At 39.8% G+C, this 23,807-nt stretch carries 17 protein-coding genes; 3 read left to right on the forward strand and 14 right to left on the reverse strand.

Going from position 1 to position 23,807, the window contains the following annotated elements:
• The 12 genes from HSISS3_RS07395 to HSISS3_RS07450 form a co-directional block, all read right to left on the reverse strand.
• Positions 1-1,688, reverse strand: a 1,688-nt coding sequence (locus HSISS3_RS07395; RefSeq protein ID WP_042772083.1) for an SH3 domain-containing protein, incomplete at its 3' end; no start/stop codon positions are given.
• 287 nt (positions 1,689-1,975) lie between these two features.
• On the reverse strand, positions 1,976-2,275 hold the full coding sequence (locus HSISS3_RS07400) for a hypothetical protein (RefSeq protein WP_008533921.1): 300 nt from the start codon (positions 2,273-2,275) through the stop codon (positions 1,976-1,978).
• Between the two features lie 64 nt (positions 2,276-2,339).
• Complete coding sequence (locus tag HSISS3_RS07405) at positions 2,340-3,032, reverse strand: DUF6287 domain-containing protein (protein WP_008533919.1); 693 nt, start codon at positions 3,030-3,032, stop codon at positions 2,340-2,342.
• An 11-nt stretch (positions 3,033-3,043) separates the two neighbouring features.
• Positions 3,044-4,846 (reverse strand): SH3 domain-containing protein, encoded by a 1,803-nt coding sequence (locus HSISS3_RS11315; RefSeq protein WP_021152259.1) that lies wholly within the window; start codon positions 4,844-4,846, stop codon positions 3,044-3,046.
• 159 nt (positions 4,847-5,005) lie between these two features.
• Positions 5,006-5,929, reverse strand: coding sequence for a helix-turn-helix domain-containing protein (locus HSISS3_RS07415; protein ID WP_021152260.1), 924 nt, complete (start codon positions 5,927-5,929; stop codon positions 5,006-5,008).
• Between the two features lie 177 nt (positions 5,930-6,106).
• Entirely contained in the window at positions 6,107-8,725 is a 2,619-nt protein-coding gene (alaS, locus tag HSISS3_RS07420; protein WP_021145924.1) for an alanine--tRNA ligase, read from the reverse strand.
• Positions 8,726-8,749: 24 nt separating this feature from the next.
• Positions 8,750-9,235 carry an LURP-one-related/scramblase family protein gene (locus tag HSISS3_RS07425; RefSeq protein ID WP_008533915.1) on the reverse strand — a complete coding sequence of 162 codons (486 nt, stop codon included), beginning with the start codon at positions 9,233-9,235 and terminating at the stop codon, positions 8,750-8,752.
• 341 nt (positions 9,236-9,576) lie between these two features.
• Positions 9,577-10,719 (reverse strand): peptidyl-prolyl cis-trans isomerase, encoded by a 1,143-nt coding sequence (locus tag HSISS3_RS07430; protein WP_008533914.1) that lies wholly within the window; start codon positions 10,717-10,719, stop codon positions 9,577-9,579.
• A 61-nt stretch (positions 10,720-10,780) separates the two neighbouring features.
• Entirely contained in the window at positions 10,781-11,488 is a 708-nt protein-coding gene (locus HSISS3_RS07435; RefSeq protein ID WP_042771928.1) for an O-methyltransferase, read from the reverse strand.
• 173 nt (positions 11,489-11,661) lie between these two features.
• Positions 11,662-13,467, reverse strand: coding sequence for an oligoendopeptidase F (gene pepF / locus HSISS3_RS07440; protein ID WP_021152262.1), 1,806 nt, complete (start codon positions 13,465-13,467; stop codon positions 11,662-11,664).
• A 10-nt stretch (positions 13,468-13,477) separates the two neighbouring features.
• Positions 13,478-14,437, reverse strand: a complete 960-nt coding sequence (locus HSISS3_RS07445; RefSeq protein WP_021152263.1) for a competence protein CoiA — start codon at positions 14,435-14,437, stop codon at positions 13,478-13,480.
• Positions 14,438-15,743: 1,306 nt separating this feature from the next.
• A complete protein-coding gene (locus HSISS3_RS07450) occupies positions 15,744-17,681 on the reverse strand; it encodes a GbpC/Spa domain-containing protein (protein WP_021152264.1) in 1,938 nt (645 codons plus the stop codon).
• 406 nt (positions 17,682-18,087) lie between these two features.
• Here HSISS3_RS07450 and HSISS3_RS07455 point away from each other — a divergent pair, with 406 nt between their 5' ends.
• The 3 genes from HSISS3_RS07455 (at position 18,088) to HSISS3_RS07465 (ending at position 20,811) form a co-directional block, all read left to right on the forward strand.
• Positions 18,088-18,828, forward strand: coding sequence for a CPBP family intramembrane glutamic endopeptidase (locus HSISS3_RS07455; RefSeq protein ID WP_021145933.1), 741 nt, complete (start codon positions 18,088-18,090; stop codon positions 18,826-18,828).
• 230 nt (positions 18,829-19,058) lie between these two features.
• Positions 19,059-19,955: a LysR family transcriptional regulator gene (locus HSISS3_RS07460; RefSeq protein WP_021145934.1), complete on the forward strand. Its 897-nt coding sequence runs from the start codon at positions 19,059-19,061 to the stop codon at positions 19,953-19,955.
• A gap of 10 nt (positions 19,956-19,965) precedes the next feature.
• Positions 19,966-20,811, forward strand: a complete 846-nt coding sequence (locus tag HSISS3_RS07465) for an aldo/keto reductase (RefSeq protein ID WP_021145935.1) — start codon at positions 19,966-19,968, stop codon at positions 20,809-20,811.
• A gap of 176 nt (positions 20,812-20,987) precedes the next feature.
• Here HSISS3_RS07465 and metG read toward each other — a convergent pair whose 3' ends face one another.
• Together metG and HSISS3_RS07480 are read right to left on the reverse strand one after the other, a co-directional pair.
• Positions 20,988-22,979: a methionine--tRNA ligase gene (metG, locus tag HSISS3_RS07470; protein WP_021152265.1), complete on the reverse strand. Its 1,992-nt coding sequence runs from the start codon at positions 22,977-22,979 to the stop codon at positions 20,988-20,990.
• Between the two features lie 434 nt (positions 22,980-23,413).
• Complete coding sequence (locus HSISS3_RS07480; RefSeq protein ID WP_021152266.1) at positions 23,414-23,803, reverse strand: hypothetical protein; 390 nt, start codon at positions 23,801-23,803, stop codon at positions 23,414-23,416.
• Positions 23,804-23,807: the final 4 nt, after the last annotated feature.

The following is a 23,807-nucleotide window of genomic DNA, read 5'->3' on the forward strand; positions in this document are numbered from 1 at the left end:
GTCCAAACTGGAACACTCACGCCTTGGATAGCCTTGTCGCCACCAGAAACATTGGTGATATGAACATCAAAACCAAGGTTAGAGAGATTTTCAATATTGATAGTACCGCTTGGTTTGCTTTCTTGTTGAGCAAGTTTTGCCACAGCTACATAACGGCGGTTACCATTAAAGCTGAGGTAAGAAAGCCATTGATAACCATCACCACTGACAATCTTGTCATAGTTAACTGACATACCAGCATCGTAGTAGGCCAACTCTGGGCTTGCTACACGAGGTTCTGCCTTGATGCTAGAGCGTTCTTTAAAAGTATAAGTTCCTGAGTCAGGAAGGCTATAACTAGTTGTTGTATGCGTTTCTTCAACCTTGGCAGGAACTGTGTAAGTGGTGCCACCCACACCAACTAATTTACCATTAGTTTCAACATAGTAAAGATGAACATTGTAGAGACCACGTTCATTCTTGTGGTCAGTTAGACTAACGTTAACCTTGTAGTTACCATTGTTAAGACGAGTCGCATTGTACCAGATGATATCATCTTGACCATTCTTTTCAGACCAGATTGGAACGGATACCCCGAGGACACCGTTTTGGTCTGAAACATTACTGATAACGACACTAAAATCACCATTGTCATGGCTTTCAATAGCGATATCGCCTCTTGGTTTAGCTACAGCCTCTACAGTAGCACCTAGGTCGACGTAACGACGAGTACCATTGTATGACACATAAGAAATCCAACGGTGGTTATCCGCAAGCAAAGATCTATCGTAGTTAACTGACATACCAGGATCAAAATTGAACTCAGTCTTAGCAGTCAAGCTAGGTTGGTTCTTCACATCTGCAGGTTTAGTGAAATAATAAGTACCACGTTCAGGGATGGTTTCATCTCTAGCCGCCTCAGTGTTGCTACTAGTATTTTCAGCCTTCAAAGCTGCGATATCAGCGTAGTAGCGTTCATAATCGTAACCAATGTAAGAAATCCATTGGTGATTATCTCTCTTCAAGACCTTATCATAAATAACATGGTCACCTGCACTAAAGACGAAAGTAGGTTTGATATCCATGACTGGAGCTGTACGAATTTCAGTAGTGCGACGGAAATAATAGGTACCGTTTGATGGAATATCAAGAGAACCATCAGCAGTCACAGGACCATCCACACCAGGTTGAGGAGTATCCACAGCTTCACGGTCAGCACCTATGGTTTCCGCTACTTCTGAAGTTGCTGAACGGTCCGTTTCACTAGCTACTTCAGAGCTAGCTACTGATGACACTTCATAACGTGGGCTAGCCACCTCTGAGCTCGCAACAGAAGCAACAGCAGATGCAGATTGAGCAACCTCTGCTGGTACTTCCAAAGAAGCAGCCTCGCTGACCACTACACTACTAGCTTCAGAGGAAGCAACTTCACTGCTAACAAGCTTAGGTCTTGGCGCTTCTGATCTTGACGCAGGTTCATTGAGAGCATCGTTAATAGCTTCTGAGGTAGCTTGATCTATTTGAGGTGCTTCAGAATGATTCACATAAACTTCATAATCCGTACTTGGACCTGTGCTATTGGCTTGTTCCTGAGCCAAAGCATGTCCACCAAGCAACAAGCTCGCACCAATCAAGACTGATGCAGCTCCAAAAGAATATTTACGAATAGAATAACGTTGACGTTCCTTGATAACATTTGCCTTTCTCATTGTAATCACTCTCACTTTCTAGGCTGTTTCATAAAATAATGGAACCGTTTTTTACGCCTATAGTATACTTCTTTTAAAAATATTTTACAAGTATTTCATTAATATTACTAAACTTTATTTTGTAGAAAATTGATCGACAATCTTTTCGATAACTATTATCTATTATAATGAAGAAAAGTCCTTAGCTATATCTAAGGACTTTTCCTACATCTAATTTCTTGACACATTAAGCAAATCTGAATAGATTAATCAATTCATTCCGAGTTAAATTGACTATAGATATCATTCTAGTCTAAGTCTGATTCATCATAGATGTATTCCTCTAAATGTTCAGTCACTGTAATCTCATCACAGGAGCTAACATTTTGAAAATCCTTAATGTAAACAATTTTATATTGATTTGGTAGAAGTAATGGAAAGGCAAATGGCTTACCATTCTTACAAACGCGAAACATCTGAAGGCTATCTGTTACGTTACTAATAAAGACAAACGGAAACAAATGAGGACTGGGAGAATTCAAATAGTGATAGGTACCCTTTAAGGTACCACTAGTACTTCTCACTTCTCCATGTTCTTTTTGAGACATTTTTAAAGTATGCTCCTTCTACTACTTGTTATTTCCTTTTCTTAAGTACTGAGGGACAATACCATCAATCTAATTTATTGTAAACATGCATCCGACCATATATCGCATCAGAACCAAAACGAATCTGTCCGTTACTATCAAAGAAAATTGGGTCACTGGTTGGTCCATCGTTATGAGCAAAACCTGCCACATAACCGCCATCTTGAGCAAAACCATTAAAGAGCTGACTACTTGTATCACTATAACCACTTTCAGCACCAACACGGGTTACACTACCAGATGGGGATACTGTAATTGTGTCTCCTAAGTCATTTTGATAGGTACCAGCAACACTAGAGAAATCACCATTAGCCATTGCAGTAGCATCAACTGCTGTGGTAGCTGGTGTTTGTTCCGCTGAAGTAGCTGGTTGTTCTGTCGTAGTTCCTTGATTTACTCCAGCTGTTTCTTCACTAGGATTTGTTGGGGCAACTTCTTGTTGAGCAGATCCAGCAACATTTCCGGCTGATGGTTGTGAATCCTTTTCTCCAGAGGTTGCTTTTGAGACTTCTTCTGAACTAGAAGATTTTGTCTTTTGCTCAGACTTCTTCGCTTTTTCTTTTGAAGATGGTTTTGTCGATTTCACTTTCTGACTAACCTTACTAGAGCTCGATGTTAATGTGGCTTCCTTCTTATTATTACCACATGCACCAAGTAATAGAACGGAAGTTAAAGCGAGTGCGGTTAAAGTTGTGAAACGTTTTGTAGCAGGTTTCATAATAATTCTCCTTAATTAATAGCAATATAGCGGCGATTTCCACTATAACTGAGATAAGAAATCCAAGTGTGTCCCTCATTAGTCAATACTCTATCATAATTAACCGTATTACCAGCGTCATAATAAGCTAATTCAGGGCTTGACATACTAGGTTCTGACTTTATACTGACTCGTTGTGTGAAACGATAAACACCACTTGATGGGATAGTATATGTATCCTCATTCTTTTGCACATTAACAGTAGTCCCCCCAACACCAACAAGTTTACCGCTATTTTCAACATAATACAAGTGAACATTATAAACTCCTGTTGAATTTTTATGATCACTTACGTTTACATGTTGACGATAAGTTCCATCAGATTGACGAGTAGCAGTGTACCAAATAATATCATCTTGTCCATCAATTTCAGACCATGTTGGGAGCGATACTTTTTGAACTCCGTTAACGTCTGAAACATTGGAAACGATAATATCAAATGTTCCTGTCTCAGAATCATTATTTACAATTCTTATAGTACCCGTTGGACTACTAGTCACATTTACAATTTCACGAATAGGGATATAACGACGATTTCCAGCGTAAGATAGATAAGAAATCCACTCATGACCATCTGCAATCAATTTACGATCATAGTTTACACTTTGACCTGCGTCATAGTACGCAAGTTCTGGGCTTGACATTTTAGGTTCTGATTTTATACTAGCACGTCCTTTGAAATAATAGACACCACTTTCTGGAACTTCTTGGTCTACTGAAGGTGATGGGTGATTTGAAGAATCGTCCACCACTCTATTAATATCCTTAAAGTGAATAAATCCTGTTACAGTATTTTTATTAACTACCTGTCTATGATAAATATGATCATCATGCCAGTTATACTCTTCTAATTCAATGTAATCCCCCATGACATTAGATACCCATGCAACATGTTGATATTGATTATCATACCAAGCCACTGAACCCAATGCTGGAGTATTATCTACTCTGTAACCTTCACTACGTGCTCGATATCCCCATTGTCCTGCATCACCATAAGCATAAGGAATTGTAAATCCATTCACTGTACTTAGGCGATAAGCTACAAATGATGTACATTCCCTAACATACTGTCCCCAATCATCTGCATCTACCCAAATTCTACCATTCTTGAATCTTTGAGGGTAGTCATCACCACGTGCGATTGAACCACCACCTGCTGAAAACAAGGCAACATCTCCAGATGAAACATTATTAATATTTGTTGAATGAATGTACTTACCATCTTTTTTGGTGGCTCGAATCCGTGTCACATCATTAACAATGGAGGTTTTTGGCTTATCAATATTCGCAGCAGCATACCCAACTGTCTTCTTGCCTTCTGGGTTAGTAGGATCTACTTGTTCAAGTGTATCAGATTTTTTATCCTCTGCTACCACTTTGGGTGTCTCTTTTTCACCTTTTGTCTCTAACACAGATGTAGTACTGTTTTCTGAGACTTTATTACTTGTGTCTAACTCGGAAATACTTAACTCAAATTTTTCGATTGTATCAGGTTTTACTTCATCCCTCGTTTCATTTGGGCTTTCTAAAGGAACTTCTGGAGTATTAACTTGTACTACTTCTGTAGATTTTCCAATTTCTGTATTTGTAGAAGCCACTGTAACATCTGATTTTTCTGTAACAAGACTTGATGGAGCGACAGCATTCGCTTCTGTCACTTGATCAGCAGATGCTGATACTCCCATAAAGAAAAACCCTATTAGAACAGATGCTACACCAATAGAATATTTTCGAATTGAATAGCGGGTTAGTTTGTTATTTGAGTATTTCATAATAAATCTCCTTTGTGTATTTTAAATAAATTTTATGACAAGTGTAAATTCCTAAAATCCCCAAAGAAAATAATGCACTCAAATTTCTATTCTTCAATTCGCTTTATGGATATAATATACTGCATATTAGAAAAAAGAACAGGACACGTATGTCCTGCTCTATTCTTTCATGGCATCTCTCATTTTCTCTGATATGATATCTGCTAAAGAGGTATCTCCTAATAATCTAGCCAAGATTATCCCTTCTTGGTAGGCCTTTTTAGCCTCAAAAATATCATTCTTTACAACATATAGATACTGTCCCTCTAGCATTCTCAAAATTGGTTTTTTCTGATAATCTTGAGTTTCCTCCATAATACGATGCAGTTGATTGAATGCTATCTCCGATAAATGAAACTTTTTTCGTTCATATTCAACTATTGGAACCATTAATAAGGCATCCCTAAGTAAAAATAAATACTCCGTGGGAATATTATCATAACTATTTATAAGATTTCTACAAATGGCATAAAAAGTCTCTTCACTAAACCCATCTGACCGCATACTATCACCATCTCCTAACGAAATTTGATATAGTTCTATAAGTAGTAGATCATTGATAGTGTATACCCTTTTCTCACATAATGATGATAAACTCTTCTCCAAAATGCTCATGCCAAATTTTTGGTGTGTCTTTGAAGTATATGAGTAAAGTTTTGACTGTAAGATATCAACAACCCTCTGTTCATCAGCTGGCAAATCATCATAATAAATATCAATAATTTTACCCAGCTTTTCGTCTAGTTTCATTAGGTTATTTGGCTTATCTAGACTAGTCGCATGCATCAATTGATATTTGAGATTGAGGTATTCTACCGGCAACTTTGAACCTATAGCCCTCTCTCCAAGCAATTCCGATAAAGATATATTCAGACGTCTTGCCAAGTGCTCTAAGGTCTCTAATTTAGGTTGAGACTTCCCTGTTTCTATACGTGTCAATTGTCGTACTGATAAAACCTCATCCCCTTCACAAAATTTTTCTTTAGTGAATCCTTGTGCTAATCTCAATTCTCTTAACCGATGACCAAAGTCTTGTCCAAACATCGCTAGCTCCCTTTTACTTGAAACTATTATAATTTTTATGATTTGTAATAGTATACCACCCAGTATTCACTATTTCAATTTTGAAACGAAAATAATCATTACTTTCAATACCACTTACAAAGAAAAAAGATAGGATTTCCATCCTACCTTTTCAAGTTACTTTCATTGTATCACATCTTAGAGCTGTTCTGCTACTGCTGAAAGAAGATCTTGGATACCATTGGCATCGCTACCACCGGCCATGGCCATATCTGGTTTACCACCACCACGACCTGATACGATTGGTGCGAGAACCTTGATAACATTACCTGCGTGAACGTCTTTAGACTTGCTTGCTACGAGGACATTAACTTTTTCGCCAATGTGAGCTGCAAGGACAAGGACATCAGAGTAGTCTGCTTGTTTCCATTGGTCTGCAAAGGTACGAAGGGCACCAGCGTCAGAAACTTCCACTTGGCTAGCAATGTAACGAACACCGTTAGCTTCTTTAACGTCTTTGAAGACGTCACCAGCTGCAGCTGCAGCTGCTTTTTCTTTAAGCGCAGCATTTTCTTTTTGAAGGGCATGCAACTGCTCTTGAAGACTAGCAACCTTGTTAGGCACTTCTTTCAATTGTGGTGCTTTAAGTGTTGCTGCGATTGCTTTGAGGGCATCTTCTTCTTCACGGTAAGCAAGGTAAGCTTCACGTGATGTCACTGCCAAGATACGACGTGTTCCTGAACCGATACCTTCTTCTTTGACAATCTTGAACATACCGATTTCAGCAGTGTTGGCAACGTGTGTACCACCACAAAGCTCAACAGAGTAATCACCGATTGAAACGACACGTACATTCTTACCATATTTTTCACCAAAGAGGGCCATAGCTCCCATTGACTTAGCAGTGTCAATATCTGTTTCAATCGTTGTTACTGGAGTAGCTTTCCAGATTTCTTCGTTGACTTGTTCTTCGATAGCACGCAATTCTTCTGGAGTTACAGCCTCAAAGTGAGTGAAGTCGAAACGCAAGAATTCTTGTTCGTTAAGTGAACCAGCTTGGACCGCATGGTTGCCGATAATATTATGAAGGGCAGCGTGCAAGAGGTGAGTTGCTGTGTGGTTCTTCATGACACGATGACGACGTGTATGGTCAATTTCAAGTTTATAGTTAGCACCGACTACAAGTTCACCTTCAACCTCAACGGTATGAAGAGGTTGACCATTTGGTGCACGTTGAACATCAACAACACGTGCCACGACAGTACCAGCTGCATCTGAGATCGTACCGTGGTCAGCTACTTGTCCACCCATTTCAGCGTAGAATGGTGTTTGTTCAAAGACAAGGAGAGCTTGACCAGAATTTACAGTATCATGACGGGCATCATCAGCAACGATAACGCTCAAACGACTTTCTGCAGCTTCATCTTCATACAAGAACTCAGATGGTTCAGTAATATTAGCGAGGGTTTCATTTTGCATACCCATAGAACCACCTTTAACGACGCTAGCACGCGCACGGTCTTGTTGTTCTTTCATGGCAGCTTTGAAACCTTCATGGTCAATCTTGAAGCCTTCGTCTTCAGCCAATTCTTCTGTCAATTCCACTGGGAATCCGTAAGTATCGTAAAGTTTGAAGATGTCTTTACCTTCAAGCGTATCTTTACCAGATTTCTTAAGGTTAGCAAGAAGTTCATCAAGCATGCTCGAACCTGCATCAATAGTACGTGCAAAGGTTTCTTCTTCACGTTTAACGATTTTTTCGATAAAGTCTTTCTTCTCAAGAACTTCTGGGTAATAGCTTTCCATGATTTTACCAACTGTTGGAACAAGTTTGTACAAGAAAGCATCAGAAATACCGAGACGACGACCATGCATTACAGCACGACGGAGAAGACGACGAAGGACATAACCACGACCTTCATTACCTGGAAGAGCGCCATCACCGATGGCAAAGGCCAATGAACGAATGTGGTCAGCGATGACCTTGAAGCTCATATTATCCCCATCAGGATCGTAAGTCTTGCCAGACATTTTTTCGATTTCACGAATGATAGGCATGAAAAGGTCAGTTTCAAAGTTTGTTTTAGCCCCTTGCATTACGGCTACAAGACGTTCAAGACCTGCGCCCGTATCAATGTTTTTATTAGGAAGTTCCTTGTATTCTGAACGTGGGACAGCTGGGTCTGCGTTAAATTGTGACAAAACGATGTTCCAAATTTCAATGTAACGGTCGTTTTCAATATCTTCTTCAAGCAAACGGATACCAATATTATCAGGGTCAAAGTCTTCTCCACGGTCAAAGAAGATTTCAGTATCTGGTCCTGAAGGTCCAGCACCAATTTCCCAGAAGTTATCCTCAATTGGAATCAAGTGACTTGGTTCAACACCACAAGCAATCCAACGGTTGTATGAATCTTTATCATCTGGGTAGTAAGTCATGTAAAGTTTGTCTTTTGGAAAATCAAACCACTCTGGGCTTGTCAAAAGCTCATAACCCCATGTGATGGCTTCATCACGGAAGTAGTCACCAACTGAGAAGTTACCAAGCATTTCGAACATCGTGTGGTGACGAGCTGTCTTACCAACGTTTTCAATATCGTTGGTACGAATAGCTTTTTGTGAGTTGGTGATACGTGGATTTTCAGGAATCACTGAACCATCAAAGTATTTTTTCAAAGTGGCAACCCCTGAGTTAATCCAAAGAAGGGTTGGGTCGTTAACTGGAATCAAGTTAGCTGATGGTTCAACAGCGTGACCTTTTGATTTCCAGAAATCAAGCCACATTTGACGAATTTGTGCTGAAGTAAGTTGTTTCATTGTTTCTCCTTAATCAATTGTTTCTTATTTTGAGCTATTCTCGAGCATTTCCACATAGTCAATAGCGACACATAGGGAAATGGCTAAATCGGCATAAGTATTTTCATAAACGGTAACAGTATAAGTCGATGTTAGATGGAAGAGTTCCTTTTGAATCCTAGCAACTACCTGATCTTGACTATTAAGCAGTTGAAAATCCAGGTCCCAAATATTCCCCTCTATTCGCAAGCCAAGATTATCGACATCATACTTATCACGAAGAAAGGTTAATTTTTTACGAATGTAAAAACTCGAACCACCCTGTAAATCCACCGTAAATTTGGGTAAGAGACTAATAGGCTCCTTGGTGATATGACTGATCTCACGACCATCCTCGCCAAAAATCGTAAAGGTCTTTGGAACCTTAAAAAAGGATCCTTCGACCTGGTAGGCAACTCTACCTTGATCATCCTTGATATCAAAGCGTTCACCACCCAATCGAAACTTCTGTTTGACAAAATAGGTTTTCATAAGCTACCTCCAATAATGTCATACATACATTCATTCAAAAAATACTAAAAGAATAAAAGACAAGACCACTAAACGAAGGGCGACGTGAACCGCGGTACCACCTTCATTCAATGACCTTGTCATTCTTATTTTTCTTAAATTGTAAACTTTGAGTAGCAAATAATCCCATCCGTCCATGGCTCGCAGCAACCGCCATTTTTCTGTATCCGAAGTAATGATTACCTTTCTCAAAGGGAAGACTCAGAGTTTCCTAATATTAAAACTCCTCGTTACTTTCCATTTTAACGTGTTTTAGGTCTTAGGTCAAGTTGATAGCAACATTATCAACTCTAACTTGTGATTTATTTGCTAGAGCTTGAAGTTGAACTTGATGAAGCTCCAGAACCAGTCACATACTGGTCAAGAATTGCACTAAAGGACTTATCAACAACCTTAACATTGTATTTTTTAAGAACCTTGGCAATTACTGAGTTAGTGAAGTTAGTATCAGCTTTCTTACCATTGATGATAACCTTAGTCAAATCATCCTTGTAGTTTTTCCAATCTGCATTTTTATCAGATTTTGAAACAGTCTTAACGATGTAATAAGTAGCTGCACCTGTTGAACTGTTTGAAACTGTGACTACATCAGAAACAGCATTGGCATCTTGTTTGAAAGCTGCTGTCAAAACGTCTGTTGGGAAGTCTTGAGATGCTGAGTTAACTGTCTTAGAGTTCACTTCCAAGCTATTATCTTTAGCGACTTTTGAGAAGTCTGCGCCTTCTGCTTTAGCTTCAGAGTCAACCTTATCAGCTACTGCCTTATCAGTTGTTGAAACGACTTGAACTTCTGTATTTGGTGTGTAGTTGTCATAAGCAGCCTTGTAGTTTGCTTCTGTCAAATCTTTTTGAGCTGCTTGATTAACAGCATACTCAACCAATTTTTGCGTACGGATTTGTGTACGATATGACTCTTCTGTTTGACCATAAGCTGCAAGAACTTGTGAGAATTGTTCTCCATACTGTTCTGAAGCTTGTTTGTAGGCCTTATCAACGTCTTCTTTGCTGACCTTGCTACCGTATTCTTTTTCAAGAGCTTTTTGCAAGGTTGCACTCAAAACACTTTGTTGCGTTTGGCTGCTACCTTTAAGTGAATCAAACACATCACCAACAGTGACAGTATCACCCTTCATAGATACCAAAGTTGTTTCTTCAGTTGTTTTGTTCCCAAGAGAAACATATGTAATCCCTGCACCAACAAGAGCTGAGACAGCTACAAGGGCAAGTCCTCCAAGGAAGCGGCCACCTGAGCTTGGTTTGCCAGCATCACGTGTTTTCTTAGTCTTAGCACGTTTAGCTTTTTCTTTTGCTTTTTCACTAGCGAGGGCGATGCTTTCCTCTTCTTCCTTTTGGCGATCAAGCTCCTCTTGTTCTGCGTCTTTGTCTGCTACAACCTCTTCAACAGTTTCTTCAGTTGACTCAAGGTTTTCATTTTCTTTAGTCATTCTATCTACTCCTTAAATTGTCAATATCTTTGTTATTATACCACACTTACTTAAATATTGCTTAATCTGGCAAGATAATATTTTCAGAATTTTTCCTAAGCATAAGAAGTCCGTCACTCATGGGTACCAAACTAGCAGTCAAACCAGGGTTATCTAAAGTCGCATCAAAAAGACGATGCAGACCACGGTAGATGGTGCGCTGACCACGACGGACTTCCATGATGTCTTTAGCAATGTCTCCTCCCTGGAAAATATCATCAAAAACGATAACCCCTCCTACCTTGAGGCGCTTGAGGATTTCTGGTAGAAAAACGATGTATTTAGACTTGGCTGAGTCCATAAAGACAAAATCATAATCGGTGTCTAAGTCTTGCAACACCTCAGCAGCATCCCCTTCGACCAAGGTAATTTGTTGGCGGCTGTCATACTTGGCTAGATTGTCCTTGGCAAAGCCAATCATTTCTTCATTTCGATCAACGGTTGTAATCTGAGCATTCGGTGCATGTTCTGCCATAAGAAGGGCTGAAAAACCGATAGCTGTGCCGACCTCTAGGATTTTCTTAGGCTGCAAGGTCTGCAACAAAAATCGGAAGTAAGCGACAACCTCAGGCTGAATGATAGGAATGTTCTCCTTACGAGCAAAAGCTTCTAATTCAGCCAAATGTCCTGTATTTTCCTGAAGATGCGTTCGCATGTAGTCTACGATATCCTTGTTAACTACTGGGCGACGCATATTGTGATTTGCATTTTTACTATATGATTTAACCATGTGTCTTATTATATAAAAAATCCCTAGCGAGTGCTAGAGATTTTGATTGAAGACCAAGTCTTTTTAAGACTTTCCTCAGCCATAAAGGTCATAAGACTCCTTCAAGGCCTTTACCTGTTTGTTCAAGAAAAATCATCCTGATCAGAAAGATTTTCTCTTATTGGAACTTCTCTTTAAGAAAGGTGAACACCTTTTTCAACCAAGGCTTCTAATTCCACTAAGCGGTCTTCAAAGACCTTGAAGGCAGCATCCAAGTAGTCGGTATTGGTCATATCGACACCAGCTTTCTTGATGACTTCCAAAGGATAATCTGAGCTACCTGCCTTAAGGTAAGTGAGGTAAGCTTCCTTATCTTCTTCAGTACCGTGAACAATTTTTTCTGCCAAGTAGCTTGCCGCCGCAAATCCTGTAGCATATTGGTAGACATAGTAATTCATGTAGAAATGCGGAATACGTTCCCACTCAAACTGAATCTCGTAGTTATCTTCAGCTTTAAGGTTATAGTATTTCTCATTGAGGTCTGCATAAAGCTTGTTCATAAAGTCTGCTGTCAAAATTTGACCTGATGCATCCGCTTCGTGAATAGCATGTTCAAACTCAGCAAATTGAGTTTGACGGAAAACAGTTCCCTTAAAGCCATCCAAGAAGTGGTTGAGGATGGCAAATCGTGTCTTGTCATCTTTAACTTCTTTAAGAAGTGTTTCTGTTAAGATATTTTCATTAGTTGTTGACGCAATTTCCGCCAAGAAAATTGGGTAATCCCCGTAAACATATGGTTGGGTTTTACGTGTGAAGGTTGAGTGCAAGCTATGACCAGTCTCGTGAACCAAGGTAAAGAGATTGTCCAAAGTATCTTGCCAGTTCAAAAGCATGAAGGCATTGGTATCATAGGCACCACCTGAGTAGGCACCAGAGCGTTTCCCTTTGTTAGGGTGAACATCAATCCAACGTTCCGTAAAGGCTGCATGAACCCCTTCACTATACTCTTCGCCAAAGATAGCCAAGACTTCTTCTGCTTTCTCGAGGGATTCTTCATAAGTAAGTGCAGTTTCAGTCTCAGAGAGTGGCGTATAGACATCATACATCTTAAGCTCATCAAGTCCCAAGACCTTCTTACGCAAGTCAAGGTAACGATGCAAAAGTGGCAAATGTTTGTGCACTGACTCCAAGAGTGAGTCATAAACACTTTCTGGAATAAAGTTAGCTGCAAGTGCTGCATGACGTGCTGAATTATAGTGGCGAACCTTAGCTTGGTAATTGTGAACCTTGACCACGCCTTGGAGGGTTTGTGCATAGGTATGTTGGAACTGTTCGTAGGTTCCATACATCGCTTCATAAGCTCCCTTACGAATGTCACGGTCTTTAGACTCCATGAGCGTGATAAAGTTACCATGTGTCAACTCAATCACATCCCCTTGACCATCTGATACCCATGGGAAGAGGATATCAGCGTTATCCAAGACATTAAAGGTCTCTGTTGGGCCATTGAAAATATCGCCGGCTGCTGCCAAAAGACCTTCTGCTTCTTGTGAAAGCACATGGTCTTTGTTGGCCAAAAGACGTTCGAAATAGTGCCCATAAAGTCCAAGACCAGGTTCTTGTTCTTTGAAGGCTGCTAATTTTTCACCATCCAAAGCCATAAATTCAGGCTCAAAGTAAGCAAAGGCCTCACTCAACTGTGAATAAAGGTTTGAAGCTTTAGCTTGGTATTCTTGATAAAGACCAACCGTTGTGTCTTGGTCATTTTTCATTGACGCATAAACGTAGATTTTTTCCAAACGACGCATCAAACTCATATAAAGTTCTGTAGCCTCAAGCAAATTCTTGGCTGAGTCCAAGAGGTGACCAGCAAAGGTACTAGCTTTCTTAAGATCCTGAACAGTGCTTTCATATTCAGCTTCCCAAGCAGCGTCCGTCGCAAAAATGGTGGTCAAATCCCATGTATATTTTTCTTCTAAATGACTTCGATTGTCTGACATAGTATTCTCCTTAATTGTGTCTATACTCTACTATTTTAGCATAAAAGGTGGGAGGGTAGAGGGTTTGCCTGTAAGAAAAATCCCTTTTTCGATAATATTGCTTAAAAACCCTTTCAAAACCATCAAGCTCTAGTCTAATTTGCACGAATCCTTGCTTGGATTCAGGAAATCGCACTTGTGGAAAGAAATCTTGGTCGGACATGTTCAACAAATTCATTCCCTTAAGGTAAGCTGTCTCCTGTCTTTTCATCCACCTTGGATTTTTGCCCATCAACTCTCTTTGAATCAAGCGTGAGACCTTCCTTCGTTGAGGCACTTGATAAGTCTCCACCTTCCTTGCCTGATAGGGAAAACGTAATATGGTCATGAGATTTTCGGTGAAGGACCAAGACTTGGTTAAATAATGAACCTTCCCAAAAATATCCTCATAGATGAGATACTTGAGTCTAATTTCCTCTCGCTTCCAATCGAGCTCCCAGAGGTGGAAACCTATCTTAGCTGTAAAATAAAGAAAATCACGCTGTAGGTCTGTTAAACGCTGTCCTAGCCACAGTTCTTCCCCCAAAAGCCAACGCACCTCGTAACCTATTTGATGGTAAGCTAAGGTTCGCTCTCTGAGACGTTTCTGTGACAAACGAGAACATTGGACTTCCAGAGCCAGGGAATCTCCAACGAATAAATCTGCAATCTGGCCCAACTCAGGTATCACCTTTTCAATACAAACTTTTTCGCCATGATTGTCCAAGGACTGATACAAAGCGGCTTTTAGGGATAAATGTTGGGCCGATTCGTTTTCTGAGAAAAACTGACAACCCTGCAAGGATTTGTGGGCAAAATGCGGGCACATCACCTGTCCCTGTCTCAACATTACAATCCCTTGACAGCCAGGGCACCTATAAATTTTCTCACGGTTCAACCCATTTTCAAGAGCCGAAACCAAGAGGCCTTCCTGATTTTTAGCAATTAACATGACTCTCTCCTTTATGCACTCTATTACTTATTCGCAAAAGATGTCATAAAATGAAAAAAAGCATCTAGATTTCTCTAGATGCGTCCCCCATTCGAATTGAAACTTGCTCCCTGCTGCATGGAAACATAGGTTTATAGGTGTATTGCTTACCTTAGGTTACAAGTGCCGCTCAATCCATTTGAACTCTTTTCAATCTTTCAATTTCTAGAGGTAAATCCCCCAATCTACCCTGAAATTAGAAGCTGAAAACAGTCTCTATCCCACACGACTATTGAAAATAGCCAATGTAGCACAGACAGATGCTCTCACAAACATCTGGTCAAATTCCGCCACTGGAACATCATCCTAATATGCTTATCACCCTTTTGTTCCTAACTCTCATCAAGGACTTAATCCCTTTAGTCAATAATAAGATAAAACAATTTTTAGACTTGGATGCTTATCATCCAAAATCCTTATTTACTAACATTGAACCACCATTTCCCTAGGTGCAGTTCAATACCAACAAACGCAAAACCGTGTTGGTCCAAAATGGTCTCTAGCTTCAAAGTATCTCGAGATTGATAGTCAGTCAATCTAATAAAGCTTTCCCTCAAGCTCTGTATAGCAGGCAGTCATCCTGCTTTCAAGATACTAATCTCTAGATGAGTACTGGCTAAAATAACCACTCTCAAAACATACTACCTATCTTAGGCTTAGTCCACCTTCTGATAAGTATATGCAGTTGCTGCTTTATTTTCTCTCCCTCTTCGTTTCCGAAGAATAGCCTCTACCGATTCTGCTGTTTTTGAATCTGTCGTTTTGTCTCTACACGGATTAAAAATACCGCTAGCCCCCGCTACGATGATGCTGATGCTTTAAATAGATTAATCTAATTTGTTTGCTGTTCAAATCTTCTCTTTTTAAATCATCATAATGAAACATTGGAATTTGATAACTCAGAATTTTGAATTCTAAGATAGTCCTTTTTGACTAGGGAGTCACCCTGTCAAAAAACAAACTCTTCCTAACAGTATCTATTATACTGTATTATAATTTTTTGTCAATTAATTTATTTCATATTTTTTGAAAATATTTTTTAAACACCTAATTCAAAGAGAAGAAAATACCCAAAACTACTATAACAAAAGCATTTACAGGGGGTGTTGAAAAATTAGAAAACTTTTGTTTCTTGCACCTTTTTTATCTGTTTGGATGATATTCAGTAATTATCAGAAAATTTCATATTTTTTATAGCCAATCTCTCTAATCATTTCTTGCATAAAAAAACTAGGAAAATCATCTTCCTAGTTTTCTATAATTTATCTTAGTGTTTACGTTTATAAGTTGAGATACCAAACAAGGCCAAAGCTGATGTCACCATAGCTGCACCTGCTGCTGCAGAAGCTGCTGTTGATTTTTCACCAGTAGATGGAAGAGCTGGAGCCTCTTCTTTTACAGGAACTGATGTTGGTGTTACAGGTTTAACAGATTTTGGTTCTGTTGGAGTTGTTGGTACTTGTGGTTTTGGTTTCTCAGTTGTTTTTTCAACAGATACAAAGTTCTTGTGGTAAGTAACTGATACTGAAACTGTATTTGGAAGAACTGGTTTATTTGGTTCTTCTGGCAATTCAGGAACAACCACAGTTGAGTTTGTTGCGAACCAGTAAGCTGTTGGAACGTTGAGGTTATTTCCGCTTACGATAAAGTCCATTGGTTGACCTTTGAAGATTGTTGCAGCTGCACCATAGTAAGCATTCTTCGTACGAGGTGTTCCATCTGGGTTGATAGCATCCCACCCCTCATCAGTCACTTCACCAGTTGTTGGATCTACTGTTGGGTCGCTGTTAAAACGAGCACCATTAGCCACAAATTCGTTATCATTGCTTGCATAAGCATAGCCATCTTCATGCAAAGTGATAGATGAACCAGGGATTTGAACGTATTCGTTTCCATTCAAACCAACTTTTTCGATGTGGTTTCCAAGTTCAGTGTTCCAGTGGTTAAGTGATGAGATACTCAAAACTGATCCATTCTTAGACAAGTCAAGTGGTGTCACTGATGACTCAGAATCAAAGAAGTTCAAGTTCATCTTAACATGAAGTTTTTTGTTAGTGTCGTCAGTTTGTGAACCAATGAAAAGGGTCTTAGTTGGATCGTGGTACAACTTAACAATAGCTGAACCATCTGTACTTGGTGCTTCTACCAAAGTGTATGTTGCAACGATTTTCTTAACTGGAGTACCATTGTATGACGTTCCGTTAAGATTGTTGTATGTGACAGTCAATGTTTGACCTGTAGCCATCTTCAACCATACATCTTCAGTATATTCACCGTCAGCATTGATAGTATATTGTGAACCATTAGCAGCACTGAAATCGCTTGGAAGGTAACGAGATGTGTTGAACTGTTGAAGGATTTCATCTACTGAATGACCTGATTGGATGTTTTTATCCAAGTAGTCAACAGAACCAGCTGAATTTTCAACAGTCATTGCGGCATTAGCCTCTGTTTGATAAATCAAACCAGTCGCATTTTCTGCCAATCCTTTTGTCAAAAGACGAGCATTTGAACCACCAGTATATTCTTTGTAAGATTTTTGCCAAGCAGCATAAGCAAGAACGTCTTGGTAGTATTTATCCAATTGTGTCTTGTAATCTGCAAGTTTTTGTTTATAGTCAGAAACAGCCGTTGTCAAAGCTTTTGTTTGCACTTTGTTGTCATTGTTAGCTGCTTCAACACTAGCATGTTTAACACCAGCTTCTTCAGTTGCTGTGAATCCTCCTGTAGCGACAACATTTGCTTGAGCAGATGTAAGCGCCGCATCAGCTTCTTCACGTGTTAATTTATTTTCAGAAACGACTGTGGTTGAAGCTGTTTGTGCATCTTTAGCTGCTTGTTCTTGAACAGCCTTAACATCAGCGGAATCTTTTGATGCAGCTGCAGTAGTTTTTGCAGCTTCAACTGCATTATCAAAGTCAGGGTTTGAGACTTCAGCAATAGCTTTAGTTGTTGTTTTTACAGTAGTATCTGTTTCAGTTGTTGTTGTTTCCTCTGTTCCAGGTACAGTTGTAACAACTGCTGCATCCCCTGTTGTCTTAACAAGATTAGCACTTGATTCTGCAGTCGCATTTGAGACTGTGGCATCAGTATCTGTAGCTACTGTGGCATCTTTAGCTTCATCTGCGGCTGCTACGCTAGTAGCAGCAAGTCCTGCAAGCAATACACTTGAATATAATGTTGTTTTAAATGGGTTGACTTTCATTTATACTTTCTCCTTTTCGGTTAATGCTTTATTAACCAGTTTTACTTAACCGTTTAATATACTACCGTGATTTTTAAATTTTAGCAATAGATTTATGAAAAAAACTTATGTATTTGCTACACACTTTTAAAATATGACACATTTTTGTTATAATTTAATCATTTCTTTACAATTATCCTAGATATGTATAAGAAGAAAGTACCATTTCTTCATTTAATTTTTACAGTTGTCGGGCTCTCCTCAGAGATAACGATTAGAGTCAAAACGAATCCCTAGAGACTCAACCTCATCTAAAGCTCTTATTCTTCTTGATAAAAGAACAGAAAAACTACCTTTAAGGCCTTGACTTTAATAGCTTTTCGTCGTATGCTTGAAAAAATGTTAAGAAAGTTGGGGAATTTTTTCAATGACAAAGAAAGAAGTTAGGACACTGCTCCTTTTAGGGATCAGTATTATTTTTGCGAACCTCGCACTTCGTTTGATGTTCAGGCCCTTGCCTGAAAATTTAGCCTATCTTATTAAAACGCTTGTTCTTGGGTGTGGATGTTACTTCCTAGTACATAGGCGACTAGGTTTAAAAATCAAATCCACTCAAAAGATAGGTCTGGCTGAAACCTTACGTGTTTGTTGGTTGATTATTTTAGCTGACTTTATCTATATTTCTGGGGGAGCTTTGGGTATTAGTAAGGCACCTCATATGATTGGTACCGCCTTGATTGTCGCCTTAGGAGCCGGTTTTTTTGAAGAATATGTTTTTCGTGGACTCTTCCTTAAACTCGCCTTCCAAGATGGTATTAGGTCTTCAAAACAAATTTTGGGGGCCGTTCTCTTATCAGCCTTATTTTTTGGATTGGCTCATCTAGGAAATCTCACCCACCAACCTTTGGATGCTACCCTGTTTCAAGTTTACTATGCCTCGGCTATCGGCATATTCTTTGCTGCTATTTACCTACGCACAGGTAGCCTCTGGTGGACTATCATTCTGCACTTTTTGGTTGACTTTACCAGTGTCCTGATGTCACAATCAACGCAGGCTGCTCCAGCTACAAGTATCTGGCATTTCATTCTCTGGTTACCACTCATTGCCATCGGACTCTTCCTCATTCGACCTAAAAAATTGGATGTCATTAGACGTCTTAGTAACTGACACTTTATACAGCATTTCAAAAGTTAGACAAAAAACTAACTTTTGGAGTGCTTTTCTTTTATCGAAATCCCTTCTTCCAACCCTCTCAATCCTTACTCTTCCTATAAGACTTGGCTTCATAAAAATTTCATATCAGGTCTTCATTGATTCCTATCAGGATTTTACTGATATTAGACTTCTCATTTTGTTATAATATAGGTCACAATCATGTTTTTAAAAAGGGGATGCTTATGAATTTTCAACAATGCCGCTATGTTCAGACTATAGCTGAAACAGGGTCTTTTAGTAAGGCTGCTAAGAAACTCTTTTTGACGCAACCCAATCTTTCAGCATCCATTCGTGATTTAGAGGAAGAACTGGGAGTTCTACTCTTTGAGCGCTCTAATACAGGAGCCAAACTGACTGATGATGGCCATGATTTTCTCAAATACGCCAAACGTATCCTTGGAGAGCTAGATCTACTAGAAGGACGCTATCGCAAGTCCTTCAAGAAATCGTTCACTATTGCCAGTCACCACTATGATTTTCTATCCCTTCCCATGGCTCATATTGCCAAACGCTTTCGTAGTGATTATCAAGAATTTCAACTAATTGAAACAACAACCAGAAAGATTCTCAAAAGTGTGGAGAGTTTCGAAAGTGACTTGGGGATTATTTACCTTGATGAAGACAACGCCCACATCCTAGAGCGTAGTTTCAAACACATGGATTTGGCATTTACTCCGCTTGGGGAGTTTGAGACTAAGATTTTCTTGGGGCGTCAACATCCCTTGGCCAAGAAAAAATCCCTAAATCTCAAGGATTTAGAGGGCTATCCACAGGTCCGTTTTCGTCAGGAAAGTTCTGGTATTCACTTTGATGAGGACCCTCTGGAGGTTCTACCTGACCAACAGGTTATCTACAGCAATGACCGAGGAAGTGTCATGAATTTGCTCTGTGCCTCTGATAGTTATGCTTCTGGCCTTGGTATTGTCAACAGTTTTATCAAAGACCAGATTGTCCTAATCCCACTTAAGGACAGTCCCAAGCACACTTTGGGAATTGTGACCAATAATAAACAGAAAAAATCTGCAATTATCCAAGCATTTATCGAAGAAATTCAAGATAGCTTACTACCCCACCACTAAGGAGATGAAAATGGAATTTCAAACACTTAACAATGGCATCAAAATCCCCGTACTCGGTTTTGGCGTCTGGCAAATTTTCGACCAAAAGGAATGTCAAAAAGCTGTAGAAGATGCTCTTTCTGTCGGCTATCGTCTGATTGATACAGCCAGTCTTTACCGTAATGAAGAGGCTGTGGGACGTGCCATTAAGGCATCTGGCATCCCTCGTGAGGATATTTTCCTAACCAGCAAGGCCTGGATTAGTCAGCTTGGCTACGAAGATACTAAATTAGCCCTAAAAGAGACCCTCCGCAAACTAGATACTGACTATCTTGATTTATATTTGATTCATCAACCTTTTGGCGACTTACATGGTGCCTGGCGTGCTATGATTGAGCTTCAGCATGAAGGACTTATTAGAGCCATCGGGGTTTCTAACTTCTCAACAGGACGTTTGGCGGACTTTGCCTTGCAAACTCCTGTTGTTCCAGCAGTCAATCAAATCGAGTTGCATCCCTATAAACAACACAAACTTATCCAGAAAGCTGATAAGGAATTTGGTACCCTAACACAAGCCTGGGCTCCTTTTCACAGAGGAGAGGATGGTATTTTTCAAGACCAAACTCTGACTGCTATCGCTGAAAAACATGGTAAGACAGTTGCTCAGGTCATTCTCAGATGGCAAACCCAACAAGGCATTCTGACCATTCCTAAAAGTACCCATATCGAACGGATGAAGGAAAACTTTGATAGTTTTGACTTTCACCTAGACCAAGCAGACCTTGATGCTATCAGTAAACTAGACCGATACCCTGATGCCTATGGTCCTGATGAAAGTGTAGAACGTATTAAGCATTTATTGAAATATAGTGTATAAGAAAACGAGTTCGACTGAACTCGTTTTAATGTTAAAAATGTCTTATTTAGATTGTCCTTGGGTAAGTAGGAGCACCCTTTAAAATTCAAAATAGGGAATGGAACAGAAGCCTTATTATTCAAAAGCGCTTCGTCATCCTACTTCTTCTTGAGGAAATCGCAAAAAACTAAATTGTTTTACCCAATCACACTTCCATTTGGAACAGATGGATCCACTGTCAAGACAGTGAGTTTGCCATCATACTCTGCGGAAAGAATCATACCTTGGCTGACATATTTCTTCATCATCTTACGTGGTTTAAGGTTAGCCACGATTTGGAGTTTCTTGCCGACCAATTCTTGTTCATTTGGATAGAATTTAGCGATACCTGAGAGGATTTGACGGTCTTCACCGTCGCCAGCGTCAAGACGGAAGCGAAGCAATTTGTCTGAACCTTCGACTTTTTCTACTTCTTTAACTTCAGCGACACGGATTTCAACCTTGTCAAAGTCGTCAAATTTGATTTGGTCTTTTTCAGACTTAAGTTCAACCTCTTCTGGGTTCCATTCCTTCTCTTGAGGTTTGCCTGCGTTCATTTGAGATTGGATGTAGGCAATTTCTTCGTCCATGTCAAGACGTGGGAAGATTGGAGTTCCTTTTGAAACGACTGTGACATTTTCTGGTAAGCCTGAAAGTTCTAGATTTTCAAGGTCAAACGTTCCTGACAATCCGAGCTGTTCCATGATGGCATTTGAAGTGGTCATCATGAATGGTTGGATGAGATGAGCCACCACACGAAGACTAGCTGCCAAGTGAGCCATCACTGCTGCCAAGTGTTCCTTGTCACCATCCTCTTTGGCAAGTACCCAAGGAGCTGTTTCATCGATATACTTATTGGTACGTGAAATGATATTCCAAACGGCATCTAAGGCGCGTGGGAAATCTACAGCATTCATTTGTTTATGGAATTCTTCGATATTTTCAGCCACAACCTTAGCCAAATCAGCATCAAAGTCTGTAACGTTCTCAACATAAGCAGGCACTTTACCACCGAAATATTTGTTAATCATGGCAACTGTACGGTTGAGGAGGTTTCCGAGGTCGTTAGCCAACTCATAGTTGATACGAGCCACATAGTCTTCTGGCGTGAAGGTACCATCTGAACCGACAGGAAGACTACGCATGAGGTAGTAACGAAGTGGATCAAGACCAAAACGTTCTACCAACATTTCTGGATAGATCACGTTTCCTTTAGACTTAGACATCTTACCGTCTTTCATGACAAACCAACCGTGGGCAATCAAACGTTCTGGCAATTTAATGTCCAACATCATGAGGAGGATTGGCCAGTAGATGGAGTGGAAGCGAAGGATGTCTTTTCCGACCATGTGGAAGACAGTTCCGTTCCAGAACTTGTCAAAGTTGCCATGCTCATCCTGACCATAACCAAGAGCAGTCACATAGTTGAGAAGAGCATCCATCCAGACGTAGACCACGTGTTTAGGATTGGATGGGACTTTAACCCCCCAAGTGAAGGTTGTGCGTGACACGGCTAAGTCTTCCAAACCTGGCTCGATGAAGTTTTTAAGCATTTCATTAAGGCGACCATCCGGAGTGATAAAATCAGGATGCGATTTGAAAAATTCTACCAAGCGGTCTTGGTATTTACTGAGACGAAGGAAGTAAGATTCTTCAGATACCCATTCTACTTGGTGTCCTGATGGAGCAATACCTCCCGTTACATTTCCATCTTCGTCACGGAAAACTTCCGACAGCTGACTTTCTGTAAAGAATTCCTCATCTGATACTGAGTACCAACCAGAGTATTCACCCAAGTAAATATCATCTTGAGCAAGTAAGCGCTCAAAAACTTGTGCCACTACTTTTTCATGGTAATCATCAGTCGTACGGATGAATTTGTCATATGAGATATCAAGTAATTTCCAGAGTTCTTTGACTCCAACTACCATACCATCCACATAGGCTTGTGGTGTGATTCCTGCTTCTTCAGCTTTTTGTTGAATCTTTTGGCCGTGTTCATCAAGCCCAGTAAGGTAGAAGACATCGTAGTTCATCATGCGTTTGTAACGTGCCAAGACGTCACAGGCAATGGTTGTATAGGCAGAACCAATATGCAATTTACCAGATGGGTAGTAGATAGGTGTTGTGATGTAGAATGTTTTTGTCATTTTAATTTCCTTTCATGTGTTAACAAATGGGCTAACACTGATGATATAACATCTTATTATAGCACGTTTTGGACACTAAAAAACCAGACTAGCTGGTTTTAAAGCATATTCATTCAGAAAAATCTGACAGTTACTTGTTACCTCTCTTATAACGCTTAACTGCCTTTTGGTAGTTGGCATCTAATTGCTTAGCATCCTTGCCTGAAAGACGCTTATAGCTCCGCTTTTCGATGGCCTTTCCTTTTTGTCAAATATGATTACCGTCAACTGATTACCTTTAGCCTCATAACTGATTTTTCCCTCACTTCGTCGCTTATAAAGATCAATCAGCTTTTTCTCCATTTGATCGATGTCCTTTTGGCTGACAAGTGCACTGGCCTTATAGTATTTTTGAACAATGCTATGAACTTCCTTTTGGTAGTCTTTAGGAGTCACTAAGGGCTTAAAAGTCCTAGACCAAGCACTAACCTTATAGTTTTTCCCGTTTCGAAGTCAATAGGAGACACATTGTCAAATGACCCATAACTACTCTCAAAGGTATAGTAAGTGTACTCTTTAGCTTCTTGGTCTTCAACACGCATAAAATCCTTTAGCTTTGTTCCTTCATAACCAGGTTTACCGTCCATCCAGGTCTTGGTCGTACTGTTATAATACTTAGACGTTTGCAATTGGTAAAGACCATCAGCTATTTTCCCTGTGTGATGCCTCCAAAAAACATAGCCTCCACCCATTAGGCCTAAAATTATTAGGATTCCGGCAATGCCTTTGACTAAAAAACGATGCCCTCTAAATTTTGAACCTACATTAGCTGATTTTTTGTACATATTT

Source organism: Streptococcus sp. HSISS3, assembly GCF_000448605.1.
In the GTDB taxonomy this organism is placed as follows: Bacteria; Bacillota; Bacilli; order Lactobacillales; family Streptococcaceae; genus Streptococcus; species Streptococcus raffinosi.